General features: G+C 69.9%; 23 protein-coding genes and 1 tRNA gene. 10 read left to right on the forward strand and 14 right to left on the reverse strand.

Annotated features, from left to right (window positions below):
• Positions 1 to 140: 140 nt before the first annotated feature.
• From QU602_RS12765 to topA, 10 genes are all read right to left on the reverse strand, one after another.
• Entirely contained in the window at positions 141 to 962 is an 822-nt protein-coding gene (locus tag QU602_RS12765; protein WP_308796838.1) for an alpha/beta fold hydrolase, read from the reverse strand.
• Positions 959 to 1,564 carry an isochorismatase family protein gene (locus tag QU602_RS12770; protein ID WP_308796839.1) on the reverse strand — a complete coding sequence of 202 codons (606 nt, stop codon included), beginning with the start codon at positions 1,562 to 1,564 and terminating at the stop codon, positions 959 to 961. The genes QU602_RS12765 and QU602_RS12770 overlap by 4 nt, the downstream gene beginning before the upstream one ends.
• Positions 1,565 to 1,693: 129 nt before the next feature.
• Positions 1,694 to 3,304, reverse strand: a complete 1,611-nt coding sequence (locus QU602_RS12775; protein ID WP_308796840.1) for a D-alanyl-D-alanine carboxypeptidase/D-alanyl-D-alanine-endopeptidase — start codon at positions 3,302 to 3,304, stop codon at positions 1,694 to 1,696.
• A gap of 57 nt (positions 3,305 to 3,361) precedes the next feature.
• A complete protein-coding gene (locus QU602_RS12780) occupies positions 3,362 to 4,345 on the reverse strand; it encodes a Gfo/Idh/MocA family protein (RefSeq protein WP_308796841.1) in 984 nt (327 codons plus the stop codon).
• 40 nt (positions 4,346 to 4,385) lie between these two features.
• Positions 4,386 to 4,883: a hypothetical protein gene (locus QU602_RS12785; protein ID WP_308796842.1), complete on the reverse strand. Its 498-nt coding sequence runs from the start codon at positions 4,881 to 4,883 to the stop codon at positions 4,386 to 4,388.
• 190 nt (positions 4,884 to 5,073) lie between these two features.
• Positions 5,074 to 5,146: transfer RNA gene (locus QU602_RS12790), tRNA-Thr, on the reverse strand.
• Positions 5,147 to 5,228: 82 nt separating this feature from the next.
• Positions 5,229 to 6,752, reverse strand: a complete 1,524-nt coding sequence (locus QU602_RS12795; protein WP_308796843.1) for an alpha/beta hydrolase — start codon at positions 6,750 to 6,752, stop codon at positions 5,229 to 5,231.
• Positions 6,749 to 7,966 (reverse strand): DNA polymerase III subunit delta', encoded by a 1,218-nt coding sequence (locus tag QU602_RS12800; RefSeq protein ID WP_308796844.1) that lies wholly within the window; start codon positions 7,964 to 7,966, stop codon positions 6,749 to 6,751. Before QU602_RS12800 ends, QU602_RS12795 begins: the two co-directional genes overlap by 4 nt.
• A 35-nt stretch (positions 7,967 to 8,001) precedes the next feature.
• Complete coding sequence (gene tmk / locus QU602_RS12805) at positions 8,002 to 8,622, reverse strand: dTMP kinase (protein WP_308796845.1); 621 nt, start codon at positions 8,620 to 8,622, stop codon at positions 8,002 to 8,004.
• The gene (gene topA, locus QU602_RS12810; RefSeq protein ID WP_308796846.1) at positions 8,619 to 11,411 is read right to left on the reverse strand and encodes a type I DNA topoisomerase; all 2,793 of its coding nucleotides are present in this window, start codon (positions 11,409 to 11,411) and stop codon (positions 8,619 to 8,621) included. The genes tmk and topA overlap by 4 nt, the downstream gene beginning before the upstream one ends.
• A gap of 232 nt (positions 11,412 to 11,643) precedes the next feature.
• On the opposite strand from topA, the gene QU602_RS12815 reads away from it, so the two are divergent.
• The gene (locus tag QU602_RS12815) at positions 11,644 to 12,099 is read left to right on the forward strand and encodes a BphX family protein (protein ID WP_308796847.1); all 456 of its coding nucleotides are present in this window, start codon (positions 11,644 to 11,646) and stop codon (positions 12,097 to 12,099) included.
• Positions 12,100 to 12,627: 528 nt separating this feature from the next.
• On the opposite strand, the gene QU602_RS12820 is transcribed toward QU602_RS12815, so the two are convergent.
• Complete coding sequence (locus tag QU602_RS12820) at positions 12,628 to 13,812, reverse strand: glycosyltransferase (protein ID WP_373692814.1); 1,185 nt, start codon at positions 13,810 to 13,812, stop codon at positions 12,628 to 12,630.
• A gap of 12 nt (positions 13,813 to 13,824) precedes the next feature.
• On the opposite strand from QU602_RS12820, the gene QU602_RS12825 reads away from it, so the two are divergent.
• The 9 genes from QU602_RS12825 (at position 13,825) to QU602_RS12865 (ending at position 21,655) form a co-directional block, all read left to right on the forward strand.
• Positions 13,825 to 14,613: a TetR/AcrR family transcriptional regulator gene (locus QU602_RS12825; protein ID WP_308796849.1), complete on the forward strand. Its 789-nt coding sequence runs from the start codon at positions 13,825 to 13,827 to the stop codon at positions 14,611 to 14,613.
• A gap of 58 nt (positions 14,614 to 14,671) precedes the next feature.
• Entirely contained in the window at positions 14,672 to 14,908 is a 237-nt protein-coding gene (locus QU602_RS12830) for a hypothetical protein (protein ID WP_308796850.1), read from the forward strand.
• A 365-nt stretch (positions 14,909 to 15,273) separates the two neighbouring features.
• Positions 15,274 to 16,311, forward strand: a complete 1,038-nt coding sequence (locus tag QU602_RS12835) for a LacI family DNA-binding transcriptional regulator (protein ID WP_308796851.1) — start codon at positions 15,274 to 15,276, stop codon at positions 16,309 to 16,311.
• A gap of 1 nt (position 16,312) precedes the next feature.
• Positions 16,313 to 17,083 carry an ABC transporter ATP-binding protein gene (locus QU602_RS12840; RefSeq protein WP_308796852.1) on the forward strand — a complete coding sequence of 257 codons (771 nt, stop codon included), beginning with the start codon at positions 16,313 to 16,315 and terminating at the stop codon, positions 17,081 to 17,083.
• Entirely contained in the window at positions 17,070 to 17,900 is an 831-nt protein-coding gene (locus tag QU602_RS12845) for an ABC transporter permease (RefSeq protein WP_308796853.1), read from the forward strand. Before QU602_RS12840 ends, QU602_RS12845 begins: the two co-directional genes overlap by 14 nt.
• An 84-nt stretch (positions 17,901 to 17,984) precedes the next feature.
• Complete coding sequence (locus QU602_RS12850; RefSeq protein WP_308796854.1) at positions 17,985 to 19,118, forward strand: ABC transporter substrate-binding protein; 1,134 nt, start codon at positions 17,985 to 17,987, stop codon at positions 19,116 to 19,118.
• Between the two features lie 21 nt (positions 19,119 to 19,139).
• Complete coding sequence (locus tag QU602_RS12855) at positions 19,140 to 19,964, forward strand: N-acyl homoserine lactonase family protein (RefSeq protein WP_308796856.1); 825 nt, start codon at positions 19,140 to 19,142, stop codon at positions 19,962 to 19,964.
• Positions 19,965 to 19,974: 10 nt separating this feature from the next.
• Positions 19,975 to 20,721, forward strand: coding sequence for a glutamine amidotransferase (locus tag QU602_RS12860; RefSeq protein WP_308796858.1), 747 nt, complete (start codon positions 19,975 to 19,977; stop codon positions 20,719 to 20,721).
• A 13-nt stretch (positions 20,722 to 20,734) separates the two neighbouring features.
• Positions 20,735 to 21,655, forward strand: coding sequence for a ribokinase (locus tag QU602_RS12865; protein ID WP_308796859.1), 921 nt, complete (start codon positions 20,735 to 20,737; stop codon positions 21,653 to 21,655).
• Between the two features lie 32 nt (positions 21,656 to 21,687).
• Here QU602_RS12865 and QU602_RS12870 read toward each other — a convergent pair whose 3' ends face one another.
• The 3 genes from QU602_RS12870 to QU602_RS12875 are packed head-to-tail and all read right to left on the reverse strand — an operon-like array spanning position 21,688 to position 22,819.
• Positions 21,688 to 21,852: a hypothetical protein gene (locus tag QU602_RS12870; RefSeq protein WP_308796860.1), complete on the reverse strand. Its 165-nt coding sequence runs from the start codon at positions 21,850 to 21,852 to the stop codon at positions 21,688 to 21,690.
• The gene (locus tag QU602_RS19140) at positions 21,849 to 22,529 is read right to left on the reverse strand and encodes an Rv3654c family TadE-like protein (protein ID WP_373692815.1); all 681 of its coding nucleotides are present in this window, start codon (positions 22,527 to 22,529) and stop codon (positions 21,849 to 21,851) included. The genes QU602_RS12870 and QU602_RS19140 overlap by 4 nt, the downstream gene beginning before the upstream one ends.
• Positions 22,505 to 22,819, reverse strand: coding sequence for a TadE family type IV pilus minor pilin (locus QU602_RS12875; RefSeq protein WP_308796861.1), 315 nt, complete (start codon positions 22,817 to 22,819; stop codon positions 22,505 to 22,507). The genes QU602_RS19140 and QU602_RS12875 overlap by 25 nt, the downstream gene beginning before the upstream one ends.
• Positions 22,820 to 22,824 lie beyond the last annotated feature (5 nt).

Below are 22,824 nucleotides of genomic sequence, written 5' to 3' on the forward strand. Positions count from 1 at the left end.
TCCTTGACGGTGAGGTGGGTTGGACAGCGATGCTGCGCTTCCACGCTACCGATGAGGACTGCGGATTCCGATTCGGAGCCCCGGGGTTGATTTTGTGCCGCGCGTGAGGGTCAGATCTGCACGGCCGTCACGTGCGCTCGTCAGGCGAGGAAGCCGAGGGCGGCGGCCTTGAACTCGCGGCTCGTGAGCGTTGAGACGTGGTCGCGGCCGGCGATGCGCAGGACGTCGCTGCCCCGCGCCGCAGCGAACTCCTCCACGCCGTCGGGCACAGGGTCGAGCTCGCCGGCCACGAAGAGCACGGGCACCTCGGCCGGGATGACCAGCGGCGCCCCCGCGACGCCCTCGATGCACGCGAGCAATGCGGCCCGGTCGGCGCCGGCGTCCACGGCCGGGCGGAGGACCTGCTCGATGACCGGGTTCCTCGCCGGCTCGCCGCGCAGCAGCACGCCGCGCGCGTCATCGAGATCCCACGACGCGAACAGCTCGTTCGGCCCGGCTCCGCCCACGATCGCGCGGCGCAGCCGCCCCGGTGCCGCCGTCGCGAACGCCGACAGCGCGCGATTGCCCATCGAGTAGGCGACGAGGTCGACCCGGTCGACTCCGGCCGAGTCGAGCACGGCGACGAGGTCGTCGCCGAACCGCTCCGGGAGATAGGCGGATGCCTCGGCCGGCTTGTCGCTCTCGCCGTGCCCACGCAGATCGACGGTCAGCACGGCGTGCCCAGCCGCCTGCAGCGCGTTCACCCACCCGGTGCCCTCCCAGGTGATCCGCGCGTTCGACGCGAAGCCGTGCACGAGCAGCACCGGCACCGTCAGAATGTCCGCGGACTCCGAGGCATCCGCCCCGCCCGAGGCATCCGCCCCACCCTGCGTCGCCGCCTCGAAGACGCGGTACGCGATCAACGCGCCGTCGGGGCTGTCGGCGTACAGGACCGGCGCCTCGGGCGCCGACGCCTGCCTCACTCGCGGGCCTCGCCGAGGCTGCTGGAGTCGGCCAGCACGGCGCCCGCATGCGCGAGCTCGGCGAGCGCCGCCTCGCTGGACTCGGGCGCCACGCCCGCGATGAGGTCGGTGAAGATCCGCACGTGACGGCCGTGTTCGACGGCGTCGAGGCCACTCGCCCGCACGCAGTAGTCGGTCGCGATGCCGACGAGGTCGACCTCGGTCACGCCGTGGTCGTCGAGGATCTGGGCGACGGTCCGGCCGTCGTCGGCGACGCCCTCGAAGGCCGAGTACGCGGCCTCGCCCTGCCCCTTGCGGATGTGCACGTCGACGCCGCTGTGGTCGAAGTCTGGGTGGTACTCGGCGCCCGGGGTGCCGGCGACGCAGTGGTCGGGCCAGGTCTCGACGAAGTCGGGGTCGCCGTCTTCACCCGCGAAATGGCCGCCATTGTCGTTGTCGGCGTCGTGCCAGTCTCGGGAGGCGATGACGACGCCGTAGGCGTCGCGGTGCTCGGCGAGCAGCTTCGAGACACCCTGAGCAACCGCATTCCCGCCTGCGACCCCGAGCGCGCCGCCCTCGGTGAAGTCGTTCTGCACGTCGACGATCATAAGCGCCCGGGTCATGTGGACCACCCTTCCCTCACCCCCATTCTCATCCCAAATCCGTCGCGTCTGGGGTGGTTCTCTGCGGTTCGGGTCGAGGCGCGCGTGCGCCGGGTGGGCAGAACCGGCCGGATGTCTCCGGCCAGCGGGTCACGCGTTGCCGAGGTTGTCCCCGCAGAGGAAGAACCCCGTCGTGAGCGTGTCGATCGCCTGCTTCGCGGCATCCGTGACGTCGCCGAGCGCGTAGATCGCGAACGTGAGGGTCGAGCCGTCCTGGGCCCGGATGACACCGGAGAGGGTGTACCCGGTCTCGATCCAGCCGGTCTTGGCGGAGACCGCCCCGTCGGCGACGGCGTTGTCGCCTGCGAACCGATCGCTGTACGACAGCGAGCCGCGTTGCCCGGAGACGGGCAGTCCGTCCATGAGGACGCCGAGGTTGGCCTCGCGGGCGTTGATCTTGACGAAGAGGCGCGTGAGGTACGACGGCGGGACCGCATTGAAGTCGGAGAGACCGGAGCCGTCGACGACGTGGATGCCGGCCGGGTCGACGCCGTACGCGGCGAGGCCCTGGAGCACCCCCGCGTTGATCGCGTCGAACGAGTTGCCGGCGCCGGTGCGGATCGCGACCAGGCGCGCCAGCATCTCGGCCGCGGTGTTGTCGGAGACGATCAATGACTTGTCGACCAGTTGCGCGACGGTCGGCGAGCCGACCTGGCCGAGCTGCGCGGCTCCCGCGGGCGCCGTGCCGCGTTCGATGGCCGCGATGCCGCCGAGCTCCCCCGCGAACGCCTCACCGGCCCGGCCGATCGGATCGGTGCTGCGGGCCGAGGTGTTCGCGGTGGGATCGTCGCGGTCGCCGTCGACCATGAGCGCGGTGATGTGGGACATGTATCCGAGGTCGCGCTCGACGGTATCCCAGCTGTCGTGCCATTCGGGCCCGCCGAAGTAGCTCGCGTCGAGGATGAGCTTGGTGAGCGGAGGGTTCGACGGGTCGGCGTTCCAGGCCGCGCGGACCTGCGCGGCGAGGTCGTCGAGGTGCGCGGCGCCCGGGTAGACGGTCTCGGTGCCGCTCGGTGTGCGCGAGAGCGTCACGTCGCCGCCCCCGACGAGCACGGCCGAGCCCGGTTCAGCACCCTTCACGACCGTGGTCGTCGCTCGGTACTCGGGTCCGAGCACATTGAGCGCGGCGGCCGCGGTGAGCACCTTCATGACGCTCGCCGTGCGCGACGGCGTGGTGCCACCTCGGTCGTAGAGCACCTCGCCGGTCGCGGTGTTCATCACCTGGGCCTGCAGGTTCGCGAGCCGCGGATCGGCGGCCCTCTCCGCCACCGAGCAGGTACGGACCCGACTCGCGGCGACCGCCGCGGCCGGCGCCGGGCGGGCGGGATCGACCGTCGGAACCGGTGCGGCGGTCGCCGCCGCCGTCGTCGTGTCGTCCGGGCGCGGCGGGGCGGACTGGGTTCCCGCGAAGACGGCACCCGTGCCGAGCAGCACGAACGCGAGGCTCGCGCCGACGATGGTCAGCGGCAGCCGATGCCGGCGTGCGCTCCGGGTCAGGCGGGAGACGAACGTGCCGTGACGGGTCGCGTGGCCGGCACGGTCGCCGGGCGTCGGGTCGGCGGTCGTCGGGTCGGCGGTCGTCGGGTCGGCGGTCGTCGGGTCGGCAGCCGTCGGCTCGGCGTCCGTGAGCTCGGCGTCCACGAACTCGCCGTCCATGCGCTCGCTGCCCATGGACCCGTCATTCTCGTCACCCCGCACCACCCGGGCATTGTACGAGCCGATTCCGGGCGGAGACCGGGCGGCGCCTGATCATCCGCCTCACTCGCCGGGGTACCGCAGGCCGATCTGCTCGCGGATGGCGTCGAGCGTGCCCATGATCGCGACGGTCTCCTCGATGGGCAGGATGTCGCCCGCGAGGTTGCCCTCGGCAACGAGCCGTTCGAGCGCCTCGGCCTGGAAGTACATGCCTCGGCCGTTCACCTCCGAGCGGTATTCCTCGAGCACGCTGCCGTCGTGCGACACCACCCGGAACGTCGTCGGCGTGTACCAGACGTCGTCGATGTCGATGCGGGCCTCCGTGCCGACGACCGTGGCGGTGTCGGGACCTCGCGCATCGCTCGCGGAGAGGGTCAGGGCGATGCGCGAGCCCTCGTACCCGAAGATGGTCGCGACCTGCGCGTCGGCCCCCGTGGGCTTGAAGGTCGCCGTCGCCTGAATGGTCGAGGGCGCACCGAACAGGTCCCACGCGAACGAGATCGGGTAGATGCCGAGGTCGAGCAGCGCCCCTCCCCCGAGCTCGAGCGCGTTGAGGCGGTGCGACGGGTCATCGGGGAGCTTCTGCGTATGATCGGCGATCAACGTGCGCAGATCGCCGATCGTGCCCTCCGCGATGATCTCGCGGATGCGGACCATATGCGGCAGATACCGCGTCCACATCGCCTCGAGCACCAGCAGCCCCTTCGCCGCCGCAAGGTCGGCGACCCGGCGTGCCTCGGCCTGGTTGAGCGTGAACGCCTTCTCGACGAGCACGTGCTTGCCGCCCTCGAGCGCCAGCATCGCGCCCTCGGCGTGGAACGGATGCGGCGTCGAGATGTAGATCACATCGATCTCGGGATCGGCCGCGAGCTGTTCATAGCTGCCGTATGCCGTCGGGATGCCGAACTCGGCCGCGAACGCGTCCGCCGATCGCTGATTCCGAGAGCCCACCGCGCGAACATCGAATCCGTTGAGCGTGAGGTCGCTGGTGAACGCGTGGGCGATGCCGCCGGTCGCGAGGATGCCCCATCGCAGTCGTTCCGTCATACAGGCCAGCCTAGGGGCCGCGACCGAGACCTCGCGGCCGTCAGGCATACGAGTCGTTGACGTCGGAGGTGCAGTGCACGTCCACGCGGTAGGACACGGCACCGTCGCCACTGCCGCCGCCCTCGCCCTCGCTGGTCAGCGTCACCCGATTCAGACCGTACGGGCCGAGGCCGACCGCCGTCTTGTCCTCGAGCCTCGTGAGCACCGCACGGATGTCGACGGCGAGCTCACCGGGACCGCCCGCCCCGATCGTCACCTCCACTCCCGGCGTGAGCCGCCAGGGAGGACCCCCGTACATCTCGTTGAACACAAACGGATGCGACTCGGGGCATCGCACCTCCTCGACGAGCTGGGTCTCGCCGGCCCCGATCGTTCGCCAGTGCCCCTCGATCGTGATGCGTTCGGACGTCGACGGTGCGATGGCGACCGAAGCCGCAGCGGCACCGCCGCCACCGATGCCCACTCCGCCGAACAGCAGGGTCGTGGTCGCGGCTGCCGCCGCGACCGTTCTCGCCGTCGCCAGACACCGTGCCCACATCGTCAGACCTTCCCCTCCAGAGCAGACGGGGTGCCCGCCCGGAACGAACGTAGGCCGCCGACGTCGTCGCCCTCGCGTCGATGGGCGGATCCGTGGACGAGTGACGCGCCGCTCGACCTGGGGAGAGAGCTTCGGCGGCCGGCGCGAAACAGCGAACGCCCCTCCCGAAAGGAGGGGCGTTCACACTCGGAGCCGCCTGTCGGAATCGAACCGACGACCTATTCATTACGAGTGAATCGCTCTACCGACTGAGCTAAGGCGGCGTGTCCCGGGCGCTGAGGCGTCCGCGGCACGAGCACCAATACTAGCGGGTTTTCGGCGAACGAATGACCACTCGCCGAGCGGTCAGCAGTTCGTCTCGCCCTCGGGCACGACGCCGTCGATGAGATAGCGCTCGACCGCGTCGGACACGCACTGATTCGACTTGTTGTACGCGGTGTGCCCCTCGCCGTCGTACGTCACGAGCACGCCGGAGTCGAGCTGTTCGGCGAGCGCGACGGACCATTCATAGGGCGTCGCCGGGTCGCCGGTCGTGCCGACCACGAGGATCGGGGCGGCGCCCTCGGCGTGGATCGGCGCGCGCTCCGCCTCACTCGGCACCGGCCAGTCGAGACAGCCGAGGTCGCCGTAGCCGAAGTACGGCCCGATGATGGGGGCCGCCTCCGCGATGCCGGCCGCCTTCTCGCGCATGACGGCGACGTCGGACTGGTACTCGTAGTCGAGGCAGTTGATCGCGCTGAACGCCTCCGTCGAGTTGTCGAGGTAGCTGCCGTCGGGGTTCCGGCCGTTGTACCCGTCGGCGAGCTGCAGCGCGAGGTCGGCGTCGCCGAACTGCACGGACGTGAAGAGCTGGTCCAGCGCCGGCCAGCTCTGCTGAGAGTAGAGCGGATAGATGATCGCCGTGATCAGCGTGTCGGCGCCGACCTGACGGCCGTCGGTGCCACGCAACGGGCTCGCCTCGACCGACGCGAGCAGCTCTGCGATCTCCGCCAGCGCGTCGTCGGCCGTGCCCGAGAAGGGGCATTCCTCGCCGGTCAGACAGTTCTCGAGGTACGCGCGGAGCGCGCGCTCGAACCCGACGGCCTGCGCCGACGTGACGTCGCTCTCGCTGGACGACGGGTCGAGTGCGCCGTCGAGGACCAACCGCCCCACGTGCTCGGGGTAGAGCCCGGCGAAGGTCGCGCCGAGGAGCGTGCCGTACGAGAAGCCGAGATAGTTGAGCTTCTCGTCGCCGAGGACCGCTCGCAACAGGTCGAGGTCGCGTGCCGCGCTGACCGTGTCGACATTCGCCAGCAACTCCCCGGTCTTCGACTCGCACGCCGCGCCGAACGCCGCCCGAGCCTCCCGCACCTCCTGCATCCATGCGTCACTGCCGCGCGGCGACTCGGGCAGCGAGTAGAGGTACTCGTCCATCTGCGCGGGGTCGTAGCAGGCGACGGCCGACGACCGCCCGACCCCACGAGGATCGAAGCCGACGACGTCGAATCGTTCCTGCAGCGGCGCGCCAACCGCGAAGTCGAGCGAGTTCGCCACGAAGTCGTAGCCCGATCCGCCGGGGCCGCCCGGGTTCACGAGCAAGGAACCGATGCGGTCACCGGTCGCCGCGTGGCGGACAAGCGCGAGCTCGGCCTCGCCGGCCGGCGGGTCGTCCCAGTCGAGCGGAGCGGTCGCCGTGGCGCACTGCATGCCGTCGCCGCAGCTCTCCCACTCGAGCACCTGCGAGTAGAAGGGCTCGAGTTCGGGCGAGACCGACTCACCGGTCGGCGTCGAGGTCGGCGACGGTTGCGATCCGGGCACGCACCCGGCCAGCAGGAGGGCGCTCGCCGCCACGGTCGCGAGCACCGAGCCCAACGTCGATCGCCGGCTCATGCGGCCCCCCGTTCGTGATCTGGTCGTCGGATGGCGGAGACGAGCATCGCCTCGAGCGCCAGCACCGGCTGGACATTGCCCTCGATGCGGGTGCGCGCCTCTTGGATGGCGTCGAGCGTCGCGAGCGAGTCCGAGGGCGTGGCGGATGCCGCGGAGACCCGCAGCTCGGGCTCGAGCTCGCGGTTGACCAGCGGGACGCCCGCATCGAGCTGCAGCACGAGCAGATCCCGGAACAGGGAGGCGAGGTCGACGAGGATCCGGTCGATGCCGTCACGCAGACTCCTGGTCGCGCGCCGTTTCTGGTCGTCTTCGAGCGCCTTCAGCTGGGCACGGAGCGCCGGCGGGACCGCCTGGCCCGGGCTCAGCCCGAGGGAACGGAGCGCGTGCTCGCGCTCTTCGGTGTCACGCAGTTCGGTGATCGCCTTCGCGTCTTCGCCCGCGATCTCGAGGAGCCGGGCGGCGGTACGCACCGCGCCCGACGCCGAACGCACCCCCAGGGTGAGCCTGAGGGTCTCTTCGCGGCGGCTCCGGGCCTCGTCGCTGGTCGCGAGCCGGTGCGCCATGCCGATGTGGCTCTGCGCCTCGCGCGCCGCGCGTTCCGCCAGGACCGGGTCGACCCCGTCGCGCCGAATGAGCAGGGCGGCCACATCGTCGATCGACGGCACCTGCAGGCGCACCGTGCGCACCCGGGATCGGATCGTGGGGATCAGGTCGGCGTCGCTCGGTGCGCAGAGCAGCCAGACCGTGCGCTCGGGGGGCTCTTCGAGCTCCTTGAGCAGCACATTGGAGGTGTGCTCGGTCATGCGGTCGGCGTCTTCGACGATGATGACGCGGTGCCGGCCGACCGAGGGTGCGTAGTGCGACCGCCGGACGATCTCGCGCACGTCGTGCACACGGATGATGACGCCTTCGGTCGAGAGCACGTGGAGATCGGGGTGGCTGCGCGCCTCGACCTGGGTGCGCGTCGCCTCGTCGCCGTCGGGATCGCCCGAGATGAGCGCGGTCGCGAAGGCGTAGGCGAGATTGGAGCGCCCCGACCCGGGCGGACCCGTGATCAGCCACGAATGCGTCATCTGCTGCGCCGACGGCGCCGCCGAGGCATCCGTCTGGGTGCCGGGCGCGCCCGTCGCGCCAGTCGCGACCGACGCCGCGGCAGCGTGCCGCAACATCGCGATCGCCGCGTCTTGCCCGGTCAGCTCACTCCACGCCGTCACGTCCATCACGCTACCCGGCTCCCCTGACGCGAAGCTCAGAGGAGCCCGCGAACCCGCTCGCGGATCGCCGCGGCGATCTCCTCGACCGGGCGGGTCGCATCGATCACGAGGAACCGGTCGGGCTCGGCCGCGGCCAGGTCGAGGTACGCGCCGCGCACGCGGTCGTGGAATGCGGATGCCTCGGCCTCGAGCCGGTCGTACCGCGTGCGTGCGACGTCGAGTCGGGCGCGCGCCGCGGCCGAGTCGAGATCGAGCAGCACGGTCAGGTCGGGCAGCAGCCCCTCGGCCGCCCAGTCGGAGAGGCGTCGCACCTCGCCGGGGTCGAGCACGCGACCGGCACCCTGGTACGCGACGGATGAATCGAGGTAGCGGTCTTGCACGACCACCTCGCCGCGCGTGAGCGCGGGGCGCACGAGGGTGGCCACGTGGTGGGCGCGATCGGCGGCGTAGAGCAGCGCTTCGGCCCGCGGCGAGATGTCGCCCCGATGGTGCAGCACGAGCTCGCGGATCTCGACGCCCACCTCGGTGCCGCCCGGCTCGCGCGTGCGCACGACGGTGCGCCCCTCGCCGGTGAGCCATTCGCGGAGCAGCTCGGCTTGCGTCGATTTGCCGGACCCGTCGCCGCCCTCGAGGGTGATGAAGAGCCCGCGCGTCACGCGGAGCTCTTCTTCGGGGTCGTCTTCTTCGCTGCGGGCTTCTTGGCCGTGGTCTTCTTGGCCGTGGTCTTCGCCGCGCCGCGCTTCGCGCGGGGAGCGGCCGGGCCCTTGTCGCGCTTGATCTGCAGGAGCTCGATCGCACGCTCGAACGTGAGCTCCTCGACGTTCTCACTGCGTGGGATCGTCGCGTTCGTGGTGCCGTCGGTGACGTACGGGCCGAAGCGGCCGTCTTTCACCTTGACCGGCTTGCCGCTCACGGGGTCGGCCTCGAACTCTTTCAACGCGCTCGACTCGCGTCGCCCACCGTACTTCGGCTGGCTGAGCAGCTCGAGCGCACCGGGGAGGTCGATCTCGAAGATCGCATCCTCGCTCGGCAGCGTACGCGTCTCGGTGCCCTTCTTCAGGTAAGGGCCGTACCGGCCGTTCTGCGCGGTGATCTCGGTGCCCGACTCGGGGTCGAGGCCGACGACGCGCGGAAGGTCGAGGAGCTGCAGCGCGATCTGCAGGTCGACCTCTTCGGGCTGCATGGTCTTGAACAGCGAGGCCGTGCGCGGCTTGGGTGCTGCGGCCTTCTTGGTCCCGCGCTTCGGCTTCGCCGGCTCGACGACCTCGCCGGTCGCAACGTCGACGGATGCTTCGGGCTCGGGGTCGACCTCGGTCACGTACGGGCCGAACCGGCCGTCTTTCAGGACGATCTGCTTGCCGTTCTCGGGGTGGCTGCCGAGTACGCGGTCGCTCTGCACGGGCGCCTCGACGAGCTCGATCGCCTTCTCCGCGGTGAGCTCGTCGGGCGCGAGGCCCTCGGGGAGGTTCACGCGCTTGGGCGGGGCATCCGGCCCGGCGGCCTCGTCGACCTGCTCGAGGTAGGGGCCGTACTTGCCGATGCGCAGCGTGATACCGGGCGCGACCTCGACCGAGTTGATCTCGCGCGCATCGATCTCGCCCAGGTTGTCGACGATCTGTCGCAGGCCCTTGTGCTTGTCGCCGCCGAAGTAGAACTCGTTGAGCCAGTCGACCCGGTCGGCCTCGCCCGAGGCGATGCGGTCGAGGTCATCTTCCATCTCGGCGGTGAAGTCGTACTGGACGAGGTCGCCGAAGTGCTCCTCGAGCAGCCGCACGACCGAGAACGCGGTCCAGCTCGGGACGAGCGCCTGGCCGCGCTGCGACACGTACCCACGGTCGAGGATCGTGGAGATGATCGAGGCGAACGTCGACGGGCGGCCGATGCCGAGCTCTTCGAGGCGCTTCACGAGGCTCGCCTCGGTGTACCGCGGCGGCGGGCTGGTCTCGTGGCCCTTGGCCTCGAGCTCGTCGAGCGAGACCGTCTGGCCCTCTTCGAGCGGCGGCAGCTTGGCCTCGCCGGGCGAGTCGTCGGCGTTGCGCTCTTCGTCACGACCCTCTTCGTACGCGGCGAGGAAGCCGCGGAACGTGATGACCGTGCCGCTCGCCGTGAACTCCGCGGTCGTGTTCGCGACCGGAGCGGTGGCCTGCTCGGGCGCCGCGGCGTCGGCGGCGGTCGGCCCGACCGCGATCGTGACGGTCGCGGTCTGCCCCTTCGCGTCGGCCATCTGCGACGCGACCGTGCGCTTCCAGATGAGGTCGTAGAGCTTGAACTCGCTGCCGCGCAGCTGCCCCTCGACCGACGCGGGCGTGCGGAAGACCTCGCCCGACGGGCGGATGGCCTCGTGCGCCTCCTGGGCGTTCTTCGACTTGCCCGCGTAGCTGCGCGGCTTCTCGGGGATCGAATCGGCGCCGTAGAGCTTCGTGGCCTGGTCGCGCGCCGCCTTGATCGCCTGCTGCGAGAGCGACGACGAGTCGGTTCGCATATAGGTGATGTACCCGTTCTCATACAGCGACTGCGCGACGCGCATGGTGTCCCGGGCCGAGAGCCGGAGCTTGCGCGCCGCCTCCTGCTGGAGCGTCGAGGTCGTGAACGGCGCGGCGGGACGCCTGGAGTACGGCTTGGACTCGACCTTGGACACGCGGCGGGCGACGGTATCGTCGCGCAGCGCTGCGGTGAGCGCGTTGGCGGTCGCCTCGTCGAGGACCGCGGCCGTGCCCTTCAGCCGGCCGCTGTCGTCGAAGTCACGGCCGGTGGCGACGCGCTCGCCGCCGACGCGGACGAGGCGTGCCTCGAACGACGTGCCGGCGCCCGCGAACCGCGCGATGAGGTCCCAGTAGGACGCGGCGACGAAGGCGAGCCGCTCGCGCTCGCGGTCGACGACGAGCCGGGTCGCGGCGGACTGCACCCGACCTGCGGACAGGCCGGGGCCGACCTTGCGCCAGAGCACGGGCGACACCTCGTAGCCGTAGAGGCGGTCGAGGATGCGGCGCGTCTCCTGCGCGTCGACGAGGGAGGTGTCGAGTTCGCGCGTGTGGTCTTTCGCGGCGAGGATCGCGTCTTTGGTGATCTCGTGGAAGACCATGCGGCGCACGGGCACCTTGGGCTTCAGCTCCTGCAGCAGGTGCCACGCGATGGCTTCGCCCTCGCGGTCTTCATCGGTGGCGAGGAGGAGTTCGTCGGCGTCTTTGAGTGCGCGCTTGAGCTCAGCGACGGTCTTCTTCTTCGCGTCGGACACGACGTAGTACGGCTCGAAGCCGTTCTCGACATCGACCGAGAACTTGCCGAGCGAGCCCTTCTTGAGCTCGGGTGGAAGGTTCTTGGGCTCGATCAGATCACGGATGTGCCCCACGGAGGACAGCACCTGATAGCCGTCGCCGAGGTATTGCGCGATCGACTTCATCTTCGTCGGCGACTCGACGATGACCAACTTCTTCGTGCCTGCCACAGGCTCCTCAAATTCTTCAACGCGTCGGATGCACGTGAACCGCGCCCCGAGCGGCGTGCCGTCACCGTACGACGTGCCGGTGACAGCCACACGATACACATATGAACCGGGATCGCGCCTGTCGGGCGCTGGACGGTGGTGTGCGAGACGCGCGCGCGGAGGGGTCGACGCCGGTCGACGAGAGCCATTCATATTCATTGACTTGTGGCTCTAATCAATAGACAATCAGCCTATGAAATTTCTTGTGTGGTGGTTTCGCATCGTCGGCATCGTCAACATCACCCTCGGGGTGATGTGGCTGCCGTTCCTCAACGCCGCTCGCCTCGAGCTGAGCGTGCCCGGATGGGACGCGCCGATCGGCGGCGCGGCCTACCGCGGCTTTCTGGACTACATGCTGCTGTTCGGCTTGGACCTGATCGTCCTCGGCGTCTTCCTGGTGATCGCGTCGTTCCGCCCTGAGCAGAGCCGTATCCTCGCCTGGCTCGCGATCGGGCTCTCCGCCGTACGCGGGGTCCTCGATGACGTCTACATGATCGCGGCGGGCTATCCGCTCGGTGCCATGCTCGCGTTCATCGCCGTGCACCTCACGATCATCGCCACCGGGATCCTCGCCTTGCGCTCCGCGTCGCGCGCCGCAGTCGGCCCGACGCGGGCGCGCGCAACGCACGCGCCGCAGCCGACCGTCTGAGACGAGCGCGGTGGAGCGCACTGGAGGCCGCCGCTCCGCCGGGCCGCTCCGCCGGGCCGCGCCGCCGGGCCGCTCCGCGCCACTTACGCAGCTCCGCGCCAGCAAAGGTGGCGCGCAGCTGCGCCAAGTGGCGCGGAGCCGGGAGCGGTGGCCATCGCACGGCAGCGCCCGGTCAGTGCGCGTGAGCGGCGGTGCGCGCGGGCGCCTCGGTACCCGCGCGGACTGCCGCTCCGACCCTCCGCGCGCTCCGCGCCAGTTCGGCAGCTCCGCGCCAGCAAAGGTGGCGCGCAGCTGCGCCAAGTGGCGCGGAGCCGGGAGCGGTGGCCATCGCACGGCAGCGCCCGGTCAGTGCGCGTGAGCGGCGGTGCGCGCGGGCGCCTCGGTGCCCGCGCGGACTGCCGCTCCGACCCTCCGCGCGCTCCGCGCCAGTTCGGCAGCTCCGCGCCAGCAAAGGTGGCGCGCAGCTGCGCCAAGTGGCGCGGAGCCGGGAGCGGTGGTCATCGCACGGGAGCGATGGCCGGTGCGCGGTCAGCGCGCTGGCGACCTGACGGATGCCTCGGCCAGATGCCGCGCGATCTCGCCCAGCGCGTCGTGGCCGGCGACGTCCGCCGCGATGCGGCGGGCGTTGGCGCGATACCCGGGATCGGTGAGGACGGAATCGACAGCACGGCGTACGGCATCCGCGTCAGGCGTCCCCGTCGCGAGGTCGATGCCGGCGCCCGACCACGCGACGCGGGCGGCGACCTCTGGCTTGTCCTCGGTGTCCCCGGCCACGACGACCGGCACGCCCGCGGCGAGCGCCGCCTGAACGCCGCCGAACCCGCCGTTGGTGACGAACACGTCGGTACGCGGCAGCAGCTCGTCGTAAGAGAGGAAACTCGCGACTCTCGCGTTCTCGGGAACCGGGCCGACCGCCTCGGCCGGTCGGCCGCCGGCGGTGACGACGACGATCACGTCGCGGTCGGCGAGCGCCTGGAGCGTAGGCCGGACGAGACGCCCGAAGTCGTGGTTGTCGATGGTGCCCTGCGTGACGTGCACGACCGGCCGGCGGCCGTCGAGCTCGTGCCACCACGCCGGAGGCGGGCCGGCCGCGCCCGCCTGGGGAAGCACGCCGACGAAGTGCGTGTTCGCGTCGAGATCGGGGCGCGGATACTCCATGCTGGCGGGCCCCGTCTGCAGGAAGCGGTCGAACCGTCGCGAGGCGTCCATGACGAAGCCGTCGAGCCGGGCGCCGCTCTCCGCGAACGCCCTGGCGCCGGCACGTTGGGTGGGCCGGAAGATCAGCTGCTTGGCGATGACGTTCATCGCGGCGTACCGCGCCCGGGTGTACGCGTCGCTCGCGGGCGGAAGCGACAGGCCGTGCGGGCCGAGGACCCGTGAAGACTGGGTGAGCGGGGTGACGCCGAGCGCGAGGATCGGCGGCCGGTTCGTCGTCTGCGCGATGAGCGGCAGCGCACCGCCGAACGCACTGTCCACGAGCACAGTGTCGGGATCCACGGCGTCGATCGTCTCCCGCAGGGTGCGGTACTGATCGGGGATGGTCTCGACGAAGATCGTGCGGATGTCGTACTGCGCCCGGCGGACGCCGCGGAAGCGGTGGCGGTCGGGAAGGTAGGTGTCGGGCAGGCGGTCGTCGTAGTCGGCTGCACCCCGCAAGGAAACGAAGTCGGCGCCTGCGGCCTCGACCCGCGCCCGGAAACGGCTGCCCGTCATGACCGTCACGCGATGGCCCTCGCCCACCAGATGCGCGGCGACCTGCGTGACCGGGCCGGCATGCCCGTGGATCGGGTTCGAGGCGAGGAGGTAGGTGGCCACGGGCGCATCCATTCGTTAGATTTGAACTCTAACCATAGTGGGAAGGATCCTGTGACCCCGCGAAGCTACTCATCTCCCTTGCGTCAGGCGGAGGCCGAGCGCACCCGTTCGGCGATCCTGGATGCGGCCGCGGTCCGGTTCTCCCGCGAGGGGTATCCGGCGACGACGATGAAGGACATCGCCCTCGAGGCGGGCGTGTCGGTGCAGTCAGTCCACCTCGCCGGCCCGAAAGCCGCACTGCTGATCTCCGCCTTCGAGCGCGCGTTCGCCGGCGACGAAGGACGGCACAGCCTCAGCGAGCGCCCCGCGATGGCCGAGATCATGTCCCGCGCCGACCCACTGGATGCGATGCGTGGATGGCTCGACTACGTCACACACGCCAATACCCGCACCGCTGGGCTCGTCCGCGCCATGACCGTCGCTGCGGAGACGGACACGATCGCCGCCGACGCCGTGGCCGATCTGGATCGTCGCCGTCGATCCGACATCCGCATCGCCGCGCAGTGGCTCGTCGAACGTGGGATGCTCCGCCAGGAGGGGATCGAACAGGCCACCGACGAGCTCAACCATCTCGTCGGGCCCGAGACCTATGCGTTCTTCGTGATGCGGTCGGGATGGAGCGAGGCGACGTACCGCCAGTGGCTCGAGACCACGATGCTCGGGCTTCTGGAACGATGGCGCTCGGAGCTCACCGACTGAAGGACGCCCCGGTGCTGAGATCGCTTGCGATTGCGCGGCAGCGGAGGAGAATGACCGCATGGACACGTCATCCGCCGGCTCCTACACGGCCAAGTTGATCGACGGACCGCTCGAGGGCAAGACCGTCGCGACCAGCTTCCTCGATTCGGGCGACCCGCAACCGCGCATCTCGCTCACCGCAGAAGCGGGCAAACGCTACATCTATTCGCGGGGCGGGGGCCTCGAGTTCGAGAGCGCGGGCTCGTCGAAGCCGAGCGCGGTGGAGTATCGCTTCATCGAGACCGTCTTCGACTGACCCGCCGCCCGGCGGCGCAGGTCGGCGGGCGGTCAGGTGCGCCGAAATCCGGTAGGACCGCGCCCACGTCGGCACCATCCAAGCTTCGCTGATACCGGGCGAGTGCCGTGCTGCGCAGACGCAGACACAGGCACAGGCACAGGCACAGGCACAGGCACAGGCACAGACACAGACGCCAACGCCGACACCCGCCGCAGCCGAGGGGACGGGCGGCGGCAGGTCGCGTTCATGATGCACTGCAGCATGCCACGGGCCGGGCCGACTATTTCGCGGGGGTAACAAGTCAGTTTCAGGCTTGTCGTAGACAGCCCTGTTCACGTAGGGTCGTGCAAAGCGATTTGGCAAAGCGCTTTGGAGGGAACGACATGGTCTCGATTGCGGACGTTGCGGCGCGCGCCGGAGTGAGTCCCACCACGGTCTCGCACGCTCTCAGCGGAAAGCGCAAGGTGAGCGACGAGGTGCGTGCGCGGGTGCAGACGGCCATGTCCGAGCTCGGCTATGTGCCCAGCCGGTCGGCGCAGAGTCTGGCAAGCGGTCGCACGCGCATCATCGGACTCATCGTGCCCGACATCAGCAACGAATTCTTCGCCGAACTCACCCGCGGCGTCGAAGAGGCCGCGGTCGATCGTGGCTACAACGTCATCCTCTGCACGACCGGATTCGACCACGCTCGCGAGGTGCACTACCTCACGATGATCCGATCGCGCGCCGTCGACGGCCTCGTCTATGCGGCGGGCTCGCCACCCACGACGTCCGAGCTCGGAGACATCCTCGGCGACCTCCCCCTCGTGCTCGTCGACGAAGAGGTGCCCGGCTCATCCGCCCCCTCGTTCGTCTCCGACAACGTCGCCGGCGGCCGCCTCGTCGCCGAACACCTGCTCGAGCTCGGGCACCGTGATGCGGTCGTGCTGGCGGCCGAGGGCGACCTCGTCAGCAGCGCCCAGCGCGTCGAGGGGTTCCGCGAGACCTGGGCCGGCACGACCGGTGTCGTCCCGGCCGTGTACACCGGCGCGTTCACCGCAGAAGGTGGGCGCACGGCGATCGCAGGCCACCTGCCTCAGCTGCTCGACTCAGGGGCCACGGCGGTGTTCGCCGCGAACGACCTCATGGCCCTGGGCGCGATCGAGGAGCTCGAGCGCGCCGGTGCACGCGTCCCCGATGACGTCTCGGTCGTCGGTTTCGACGACATCACCGCCGGCCGGTTCGCCCGCCCGCGTCTCACGACTGTTCGCCAGAACATCGCGGAGCTCGGTGCCCGTGCCGTCGAGTCCCTCGTCGCTGCACTCGAGGACGAGACGGCGATCGACCCGCCTTCCCCATCGCAGTCATCCCGCAGCGTGCTCCCCGTCACGCTGACCGTCCGCGAATCGACAGCGCCGGCCCGGCGCGGAAAGGAGCGATGACATGTCCGAGATCATCGTCGACCAGGTCTCGAAGGTCTTCGCAACCGCTCGCAAGCGCACCGTAGCGCTCAACGAGACCACGCTCACGATCAAGACCAACGAGACGGTCTGCATCGTCGGCCCGAGCGGCTGCGGCAAGACCACACTGCTCAACCTGATTGCAGGATTCCTCGCACCCACGAGCGGCACCATCCAGGTCGGCGGCCGGGCCGTCGACGGCCCGGGGGCAGATCGTGCGGTCGTGTTCCAGGCCGACGCGGTGTTCCCCTGGCTGACCGTCGCCGACAACGTCGCCTACGGCATGCGCATGCAGCGCGTCGCCGGCGCCGAACGGCGCGAACGCGTCGAGCACTACCTCGAACTCGTCGGCCTCGCCGACTTCCGCAAGGCGTACCCCAAAGAGCTGTCCGGCGGCATGCGCAAGCGCGTCGACCTCGCGCGCGCGTACGCGAGCGGGCCCGGTGTGCTACTCCTCGACGAGCCGTTCGGCGCGCTCGACCTCTTCACCAAGGAGGCGATGTGGCTCGCGCTCGCCGGCGTCGTCGCTGCCGAACCGAAGACCAGCGTGTTCGTCACGCATGACATCGAGGAGGCGCTCTTCCTCGGCGACCGCGTCATCGTCATGACCCCGCGGCCCGCGCGCGTCCACAGCATCCTCGAGGTGCCGTTCGGCGCGAACCGCGGCCTCGATCTCCGCGCCACTCCTGCATTCCAGTCCTTGCGCAACGAGATCGCGCACACCCTTCGGGAGGTCCACGATGACGCAGCTTGAATCGCCGGTCACGCCCACGGGAGCGATGCCGTCACCGGATGCCTCGCCGGCCAGCGCCGGCCGCAACCGCAACTTCGGGCCACTGCTGAGTGTGCTCTCGGTCGTCGTGCTGCTCGTTCTGTGGTGGGTCTTCACCACCGGCACAGGCACCATCCGTGAGCTGTACTTCCCCAGCCCCGAGTCGCTCTGGTCGGCGGTCACCACGCTGAACACGCAACTCGCGAGCGACGCACTCGCAACGCTCGTGCGCGTGCTCGTATCGTGGATCGGCGGTTCGGCGCTCGGCGTAGTGGTCGGTCTCCTCATGGCCCGAAGCCGCTGGTTCTTCTACATCGTCAACCCGATCATCGAGGCCGTGCGCCCGGTGCCGCCGGTCGCGCTCATCCCGTTCGTCATCCTCTGGTTCGGCATCGGGGACGACGGCAAGATCTTCCTCGGAGCGCTCGCCTGCTTCATGGTCATGGTCGTCAACACCACGGTCGCCTGCGGCAACGTCCCGCCGGTGTACATCCAGGCCGCGGCGTCCCTCGGCGCAGGCCGCAACCAGGTGTACCGCACCGTCGTGCTGCCGGCGATCGTGCCCGAGATCCTCTCTGGCTTCCGGATCGGCAGCGCGCTTGCCTTCGCCGTCGTCGTCGCGGCCGAGTTCCAGGGCGCCGATGTCGGAATCGGCCGACTGATCATGCAGGCCAGCCGCACATTGAACACCCCGGTCGTGCTGCTCGGCACCGTCGTGATCGCCATCATGGCCGTGCTCCTCGATGTCGCCATCTCGCGTCTCAGCGCCTACATCACGCGATGGTCGGCGCAGCGCTGACCGCGCCCAAGAACCCACTCCACTCCCCTGCACCACTCGCGCACCACTCGACACCACCTCGCGACCGCATCCAGGAGCGGAAGCATGGAAGGACACGAAATGAAGAAGACGCAGATCGCGGCTGCCGTTCCGGCTGCCGTGCTCGTCGTCGCGCTGGCCGGTTGCGCCGGCGGCGACGCAGACTCCGGCACCGGCGCCGGGGGGCTCACCAAGCTCGCCGTCGGCATCTCGCCGTTCCAGGACACCTACCTGCCGATCATCGGCCAGGAAAAGGGCTGGTTCGAAGAGGCCGGCCTCGACGTGCAACTCCGTTCGCTCGCCTGGAACGCGACGATGCCCGCGCTCATCTCGGGCGACGTCGACATCGTGGTCAACAACACGACCGGCGTGGTCTCGGTCGCGAACGCCGAGCCCGACGTCGTCTACGCCTACGGCTGGAACCCGTTCACCGAAGGCTCGGCGCTCATGATCCGACCCGACGGCGATCTCGAGACGATCGACGATCTCGAAGAGGCATCCGGCGACCGCGAAGCGGCCCGCACTGAGGTGATCGAGTCACTCGCGGGCAAGACGATCGTGACGACCTTGTCGACCGACATGGGCAAGCAGATCGTCGACGCGCTCGCATCGGTCGGCATGGACGAAAGCGACGTGACCTTCGTCGACATGGACCCCGACGCCGGGCTCGCCGCGTTCATCACCGGCACCGGCGACGCCTATCTTGGCGGTATCCCGCAACGCGCCAAGGCGCTCGATGAAGGCATGCTCATCGGGCTCTCCGGCCCCGACCTCGCTGCGCCGCCCATCAACGGTGCCGTCACGACGCGGACGTTCGTCGACGAGCACGAGGACGCGATGCTGTCGTTCATCGACGTCATGCACCGGATCATCCGATACTGCGACGCAGAGACCGAGGCGTGCGGTCAGACCATCACGGATCGCCTCAACGAGGAGACCGCAGCCGGACTCACCGTCGACGGCTTCATGGACTACTGGCAGAACATCGAGCTGTACGCCCCGAACGCGCACGCGGCCGACGAGATGATCCTCGCCGAGGACGGTGTCTCCTATTGGAAGACCACGTGGGACAGCGACAACGCCTATCTGTTCGGTTCGGGCGAGATCCCGGCCGAGGTCCCGTCGGACGATCACTTCCTGATGCCTCAGATCTGGGAGGCGTACGTCGCGAAGTACGGCGCCGACCAGACCGACTACTGATCCCGTCGAAAGGAGCGTGTGATGAGCGTCAAGATCCACCACATCGTCACGGGTGAGCTCGAGAGCTCACTGCCGGTCTCGCTGCTCAACTCGGGCATCCACCCGGATGTCCCGCATGAGCACCGTTTGCCCTTCGGGTTCCGCGACGACATCGTCCGCAAAGACGGTTCGGTGCACGAGGGGGTGATGGTGCCCGTGCCCGTGTGGCTCATCCAAGGCACCGAGCAGACCATCCTCATCGACACCGGCCTGGGCGACATCGACGAGGTGTCCGAGATGCAGAGCCGCTACGGCGTGGACTTCGTCGCCTCACGCTCCGAAGATCAGGATCTGGTGGCTGGGTTGGCCAGACACGGTGTCCGGCCGGAAGACGTCGACGTCGTCGTACTGACCCACCTGCACTTCGACCATGTGGGCAACAACGAGCTCTTCCCGAACGCCACGTTCATCGTGCAGAAGGACGAGCTGCCGCAGGCCACCCAGCCACCGCACTTCTGCATGTTCTACTACCCCGAGTACGCCTACAAGGTCGACGCCGTGCGCGACCGCCTGCAGGTGATCGACGGTGACGTGGAGATCGACCCGGCCGTGCGGCTGGTGAAGATCGGCGGGCACACGCCCGGCTGCATGGTGGTCATGGTCAAGACCGACGTCGGCACCGTCTGCTTGACCAGCGACGTGATGTACAACTACCGAAATCTCGAGCTCAACTGGCCAATGGGCTCGTTCTGGGACCTCCCCGACCTGATGTCGGGGTACGACCGCCTTCACCGCGAGGCGGACCTCATCATCCCTGAGCACGACTGGCAGTTCCTCCAGGAACACCCCAGCGGAACGATCGGCTGAAAGGCAACATATGAAGAAGGCACTGCTGCTCGGTGAGTCCTGGACGACTCACATGATCCACCAGAAGGGATTCGACAGCTTCACCACCACCGAGTACGTCGAAGGCGGACGCGAGTTCTCCGACGCGCTCGAGAGCGACGGCTGGACGGTGACTCACGTTCAGGCGCACGCCATCGAGACACACTTTCCGCAGAGCGACGAGGAGCTCGCCGCGTACGACCTCGTCGTGATCAGCGACGTCGGCGCGAACACATTCCTCCTGACCCGCGCGGTGTTCGGCCGGAGCGTGTCCGAACCCAACAAGCTCGAGCGCATCCGCGCCTACGTCGAGAACGGCGGCGGCCTCCTGATGGTCGGCGGCTACCTGTCGTTCTCGGGCGTCGACGCGAAGGCGAACTACGCCTCGAGCGCGATCGGCGACATCCTGCCGGTCGACGTGCTCGAGATCGACGACCGCGCCGAGCACCCGGAGGGCACGGCCATCTCCGTGCTCGCTGCCGAGCACCCCGCGGTCGGCGGCGTGGGCACCGAGTGGCCGCCCCTGCTCGGCTACAACCGCACTCGTCCCCGCGAGGATGCGGAACTGCTCGTCCAGGTGAATGGGGACCCGCTGGTCGCCGTCCGCCAGGTCGGATCCGGGCGAACGGGCGTGTTCACGTCCGACATGTCGCCCCACTGGGCTCCTCCCCCGTTCATGGAGTGGGCGGGATACGCGCCGTTGTGGCGCGCACTGGCGACCTGGACCGCCGGTGAGTGATGGAGAACGCGCCGTGGCCGGGGACTCGCTCCCCGGCCACGGCCGCACCCCGGTACACACGGCCGTCGCCGTCGTCGGCTCCCTGAATCTCGACCTCATCGCCCGGGTGCCGCACATGGTCGCGCCCGGCGAGACCATCCTTGCCGAGGAGTTCGGCGAGCACCCAGGCGGGAAAGGCCTCAACCAGGCGGTGGCCGCCGCGCGATTCGGCCCGACCGCGCTGGTCGGCGCGGTCGGCGACGACGACAGCGGCCGCACCTTGCTCGACTACGCCCGATCTCGCGGGGTCGACGTCACGGCCGTCGAGCGGTCCCGCACGACGACCGGCCGCGCGCTCATCACGCTGACACCAGACGGGGAGAACTCGATCGTCGTCGCGCCCCTCGCCAATATGTCGATCCAGCCCGACGAAGCCGTCGCCGCGCTCGCCAGGCTGGCGCCATCGGTCGTGCTCATCCAGTTCGAGATCCCCGTCGCGGTCGTCGACGCGGTCGCCGCATGGACCTCGTCGTCCACGAGCCGCCTCGTCGTGAACCCGAGCCCGATCCGCGCCATGAGCGTCGATGCCCTCGCCTCGGCCGACCCCCTCCTCGTGAACGTCGGAGAGGCCCGAGACATCCTGACCACGATCCCGCCGTCGACCATTGCGGCGGCCGGGGCATCCTCGTCAGAACTTGCACGAGCACTTTCCATACACTGCCGCTCGGTCGTCGTCACCGCCGGTCCCGACGGCGCCGTCGTCGGCATCGATGGCGAGATTGCGGTCGTGCCGGCCCCGCGCGTTGACGACGTCCGCGACAGCTCGGGCGCGGGCGACGCGTTCGCGGGCACGCTGTGCGTGCAGCTCGCCCACGGGAAGTCCCTGCACGACGCAACCCGCGTCGCTGTCGAGGAGGCCGCTCGTATCGTCGCCGCCACGCGCGACGACCGCTGACCCAGCACGTCGCGCCCGACCGCGCCGCCGGCTCAGCGGCAGCCGGGGTCGTCGCGGTACTGGAGGCAGCCGCCGCGGGTGAGGTGAGTCCCACCCGTGACGACCGTGACGCGGTAGGGATCGGTGGCAATACCGACGGGCCCCTCGAGCGGGACCCACCCGGAGCGGTCGAACTGGTACTCCGCGGTGTAGGTCACGATGGGCTGCGCATCGAAACAGCCGCGCTCCGGGTAACGGTGGCTGGTGGCGGTGTCCGAGAGATCGTGCTGATCGAGCTGCTTCCAGGTCGCGCCGGGCGTCGAGGACTCGACCCGGCCACCGTCGCCTGTGTCCCAGACGACAAAAATCCTGTGACCCCGCGAACCTTCATCTCCCTCTCGTCAGGCGGAGGCCGAGCGAACCCGGACGGCGATCCTGGATGCGCCAGCGGTCCGGTTCTCCCGCATGGGGTATCCGAGCGACGGCGGCGCTCGCGACCGGGTGAGGGTCCGGCGCGGGCTCGCGCCGTGATCGCGAACCCGAACGAGCCCACCGCGACCGAGACGGACGCCTCCAGGCCGTCGCCGCCGCAGGAGACCAGTCGGGCCCCGTTCCGACGGGCGACCTGCTCGGCGAGCGCGCACGGCGTGCCCGGCACCGCACCGGTGAGCGCGTCGGCCGCGCCGAGCGCCGCGGCATCGGCGGCGTTGGCCGCGACCTGGGTCTGCACGAAGACGCTGAGCAGCGGGAGCAGTCCCGCCGTCAGTGCGAGCACCGATCCCACGATCGCGAGCACGAGCACGCTGCCCGAACCACGATCGGAGCGGAGATCGGCGCGACGCGCACGCGTCCGGTGGCGCCCGCACACGCTCAGCCACCCCCGGCGACGGCGCACGATTCCGCGCGGAGCTGGATCGCACCGAGCAGACCGGCGCCGCCGCTCGCGGTGAGCGTCGCGCAGATCAGCGGCGGCTCTTCGCTCGTCGCCAGCCCGGTGCCGCCACCGGCCACCCGGTCGGCGATGGCGTGCGCGACCGCCTCGCTCTCGCCGCGGCCGAGCGCGCGGGCCGCGTCGGCTGCGGCGTCGGTCAACCGCACCTGACGTCCGACGACGACCACCGCACCGAGGCAGAGCGCGAGCACGAGCGTCACCGCGGGAAGTGCGACCGCAAGCTCTGCGGTCACACTCC

The organism is Agromyces protaetiae (genome assembly GCF_030866785.1).
GTDB classification, from domain to species: domain Bacteria; phylum Actinomycetota; class Actinomycetes; order Actinomycetales; family Microbacteriaceae; genus Agromyces; species Agromyces silvae.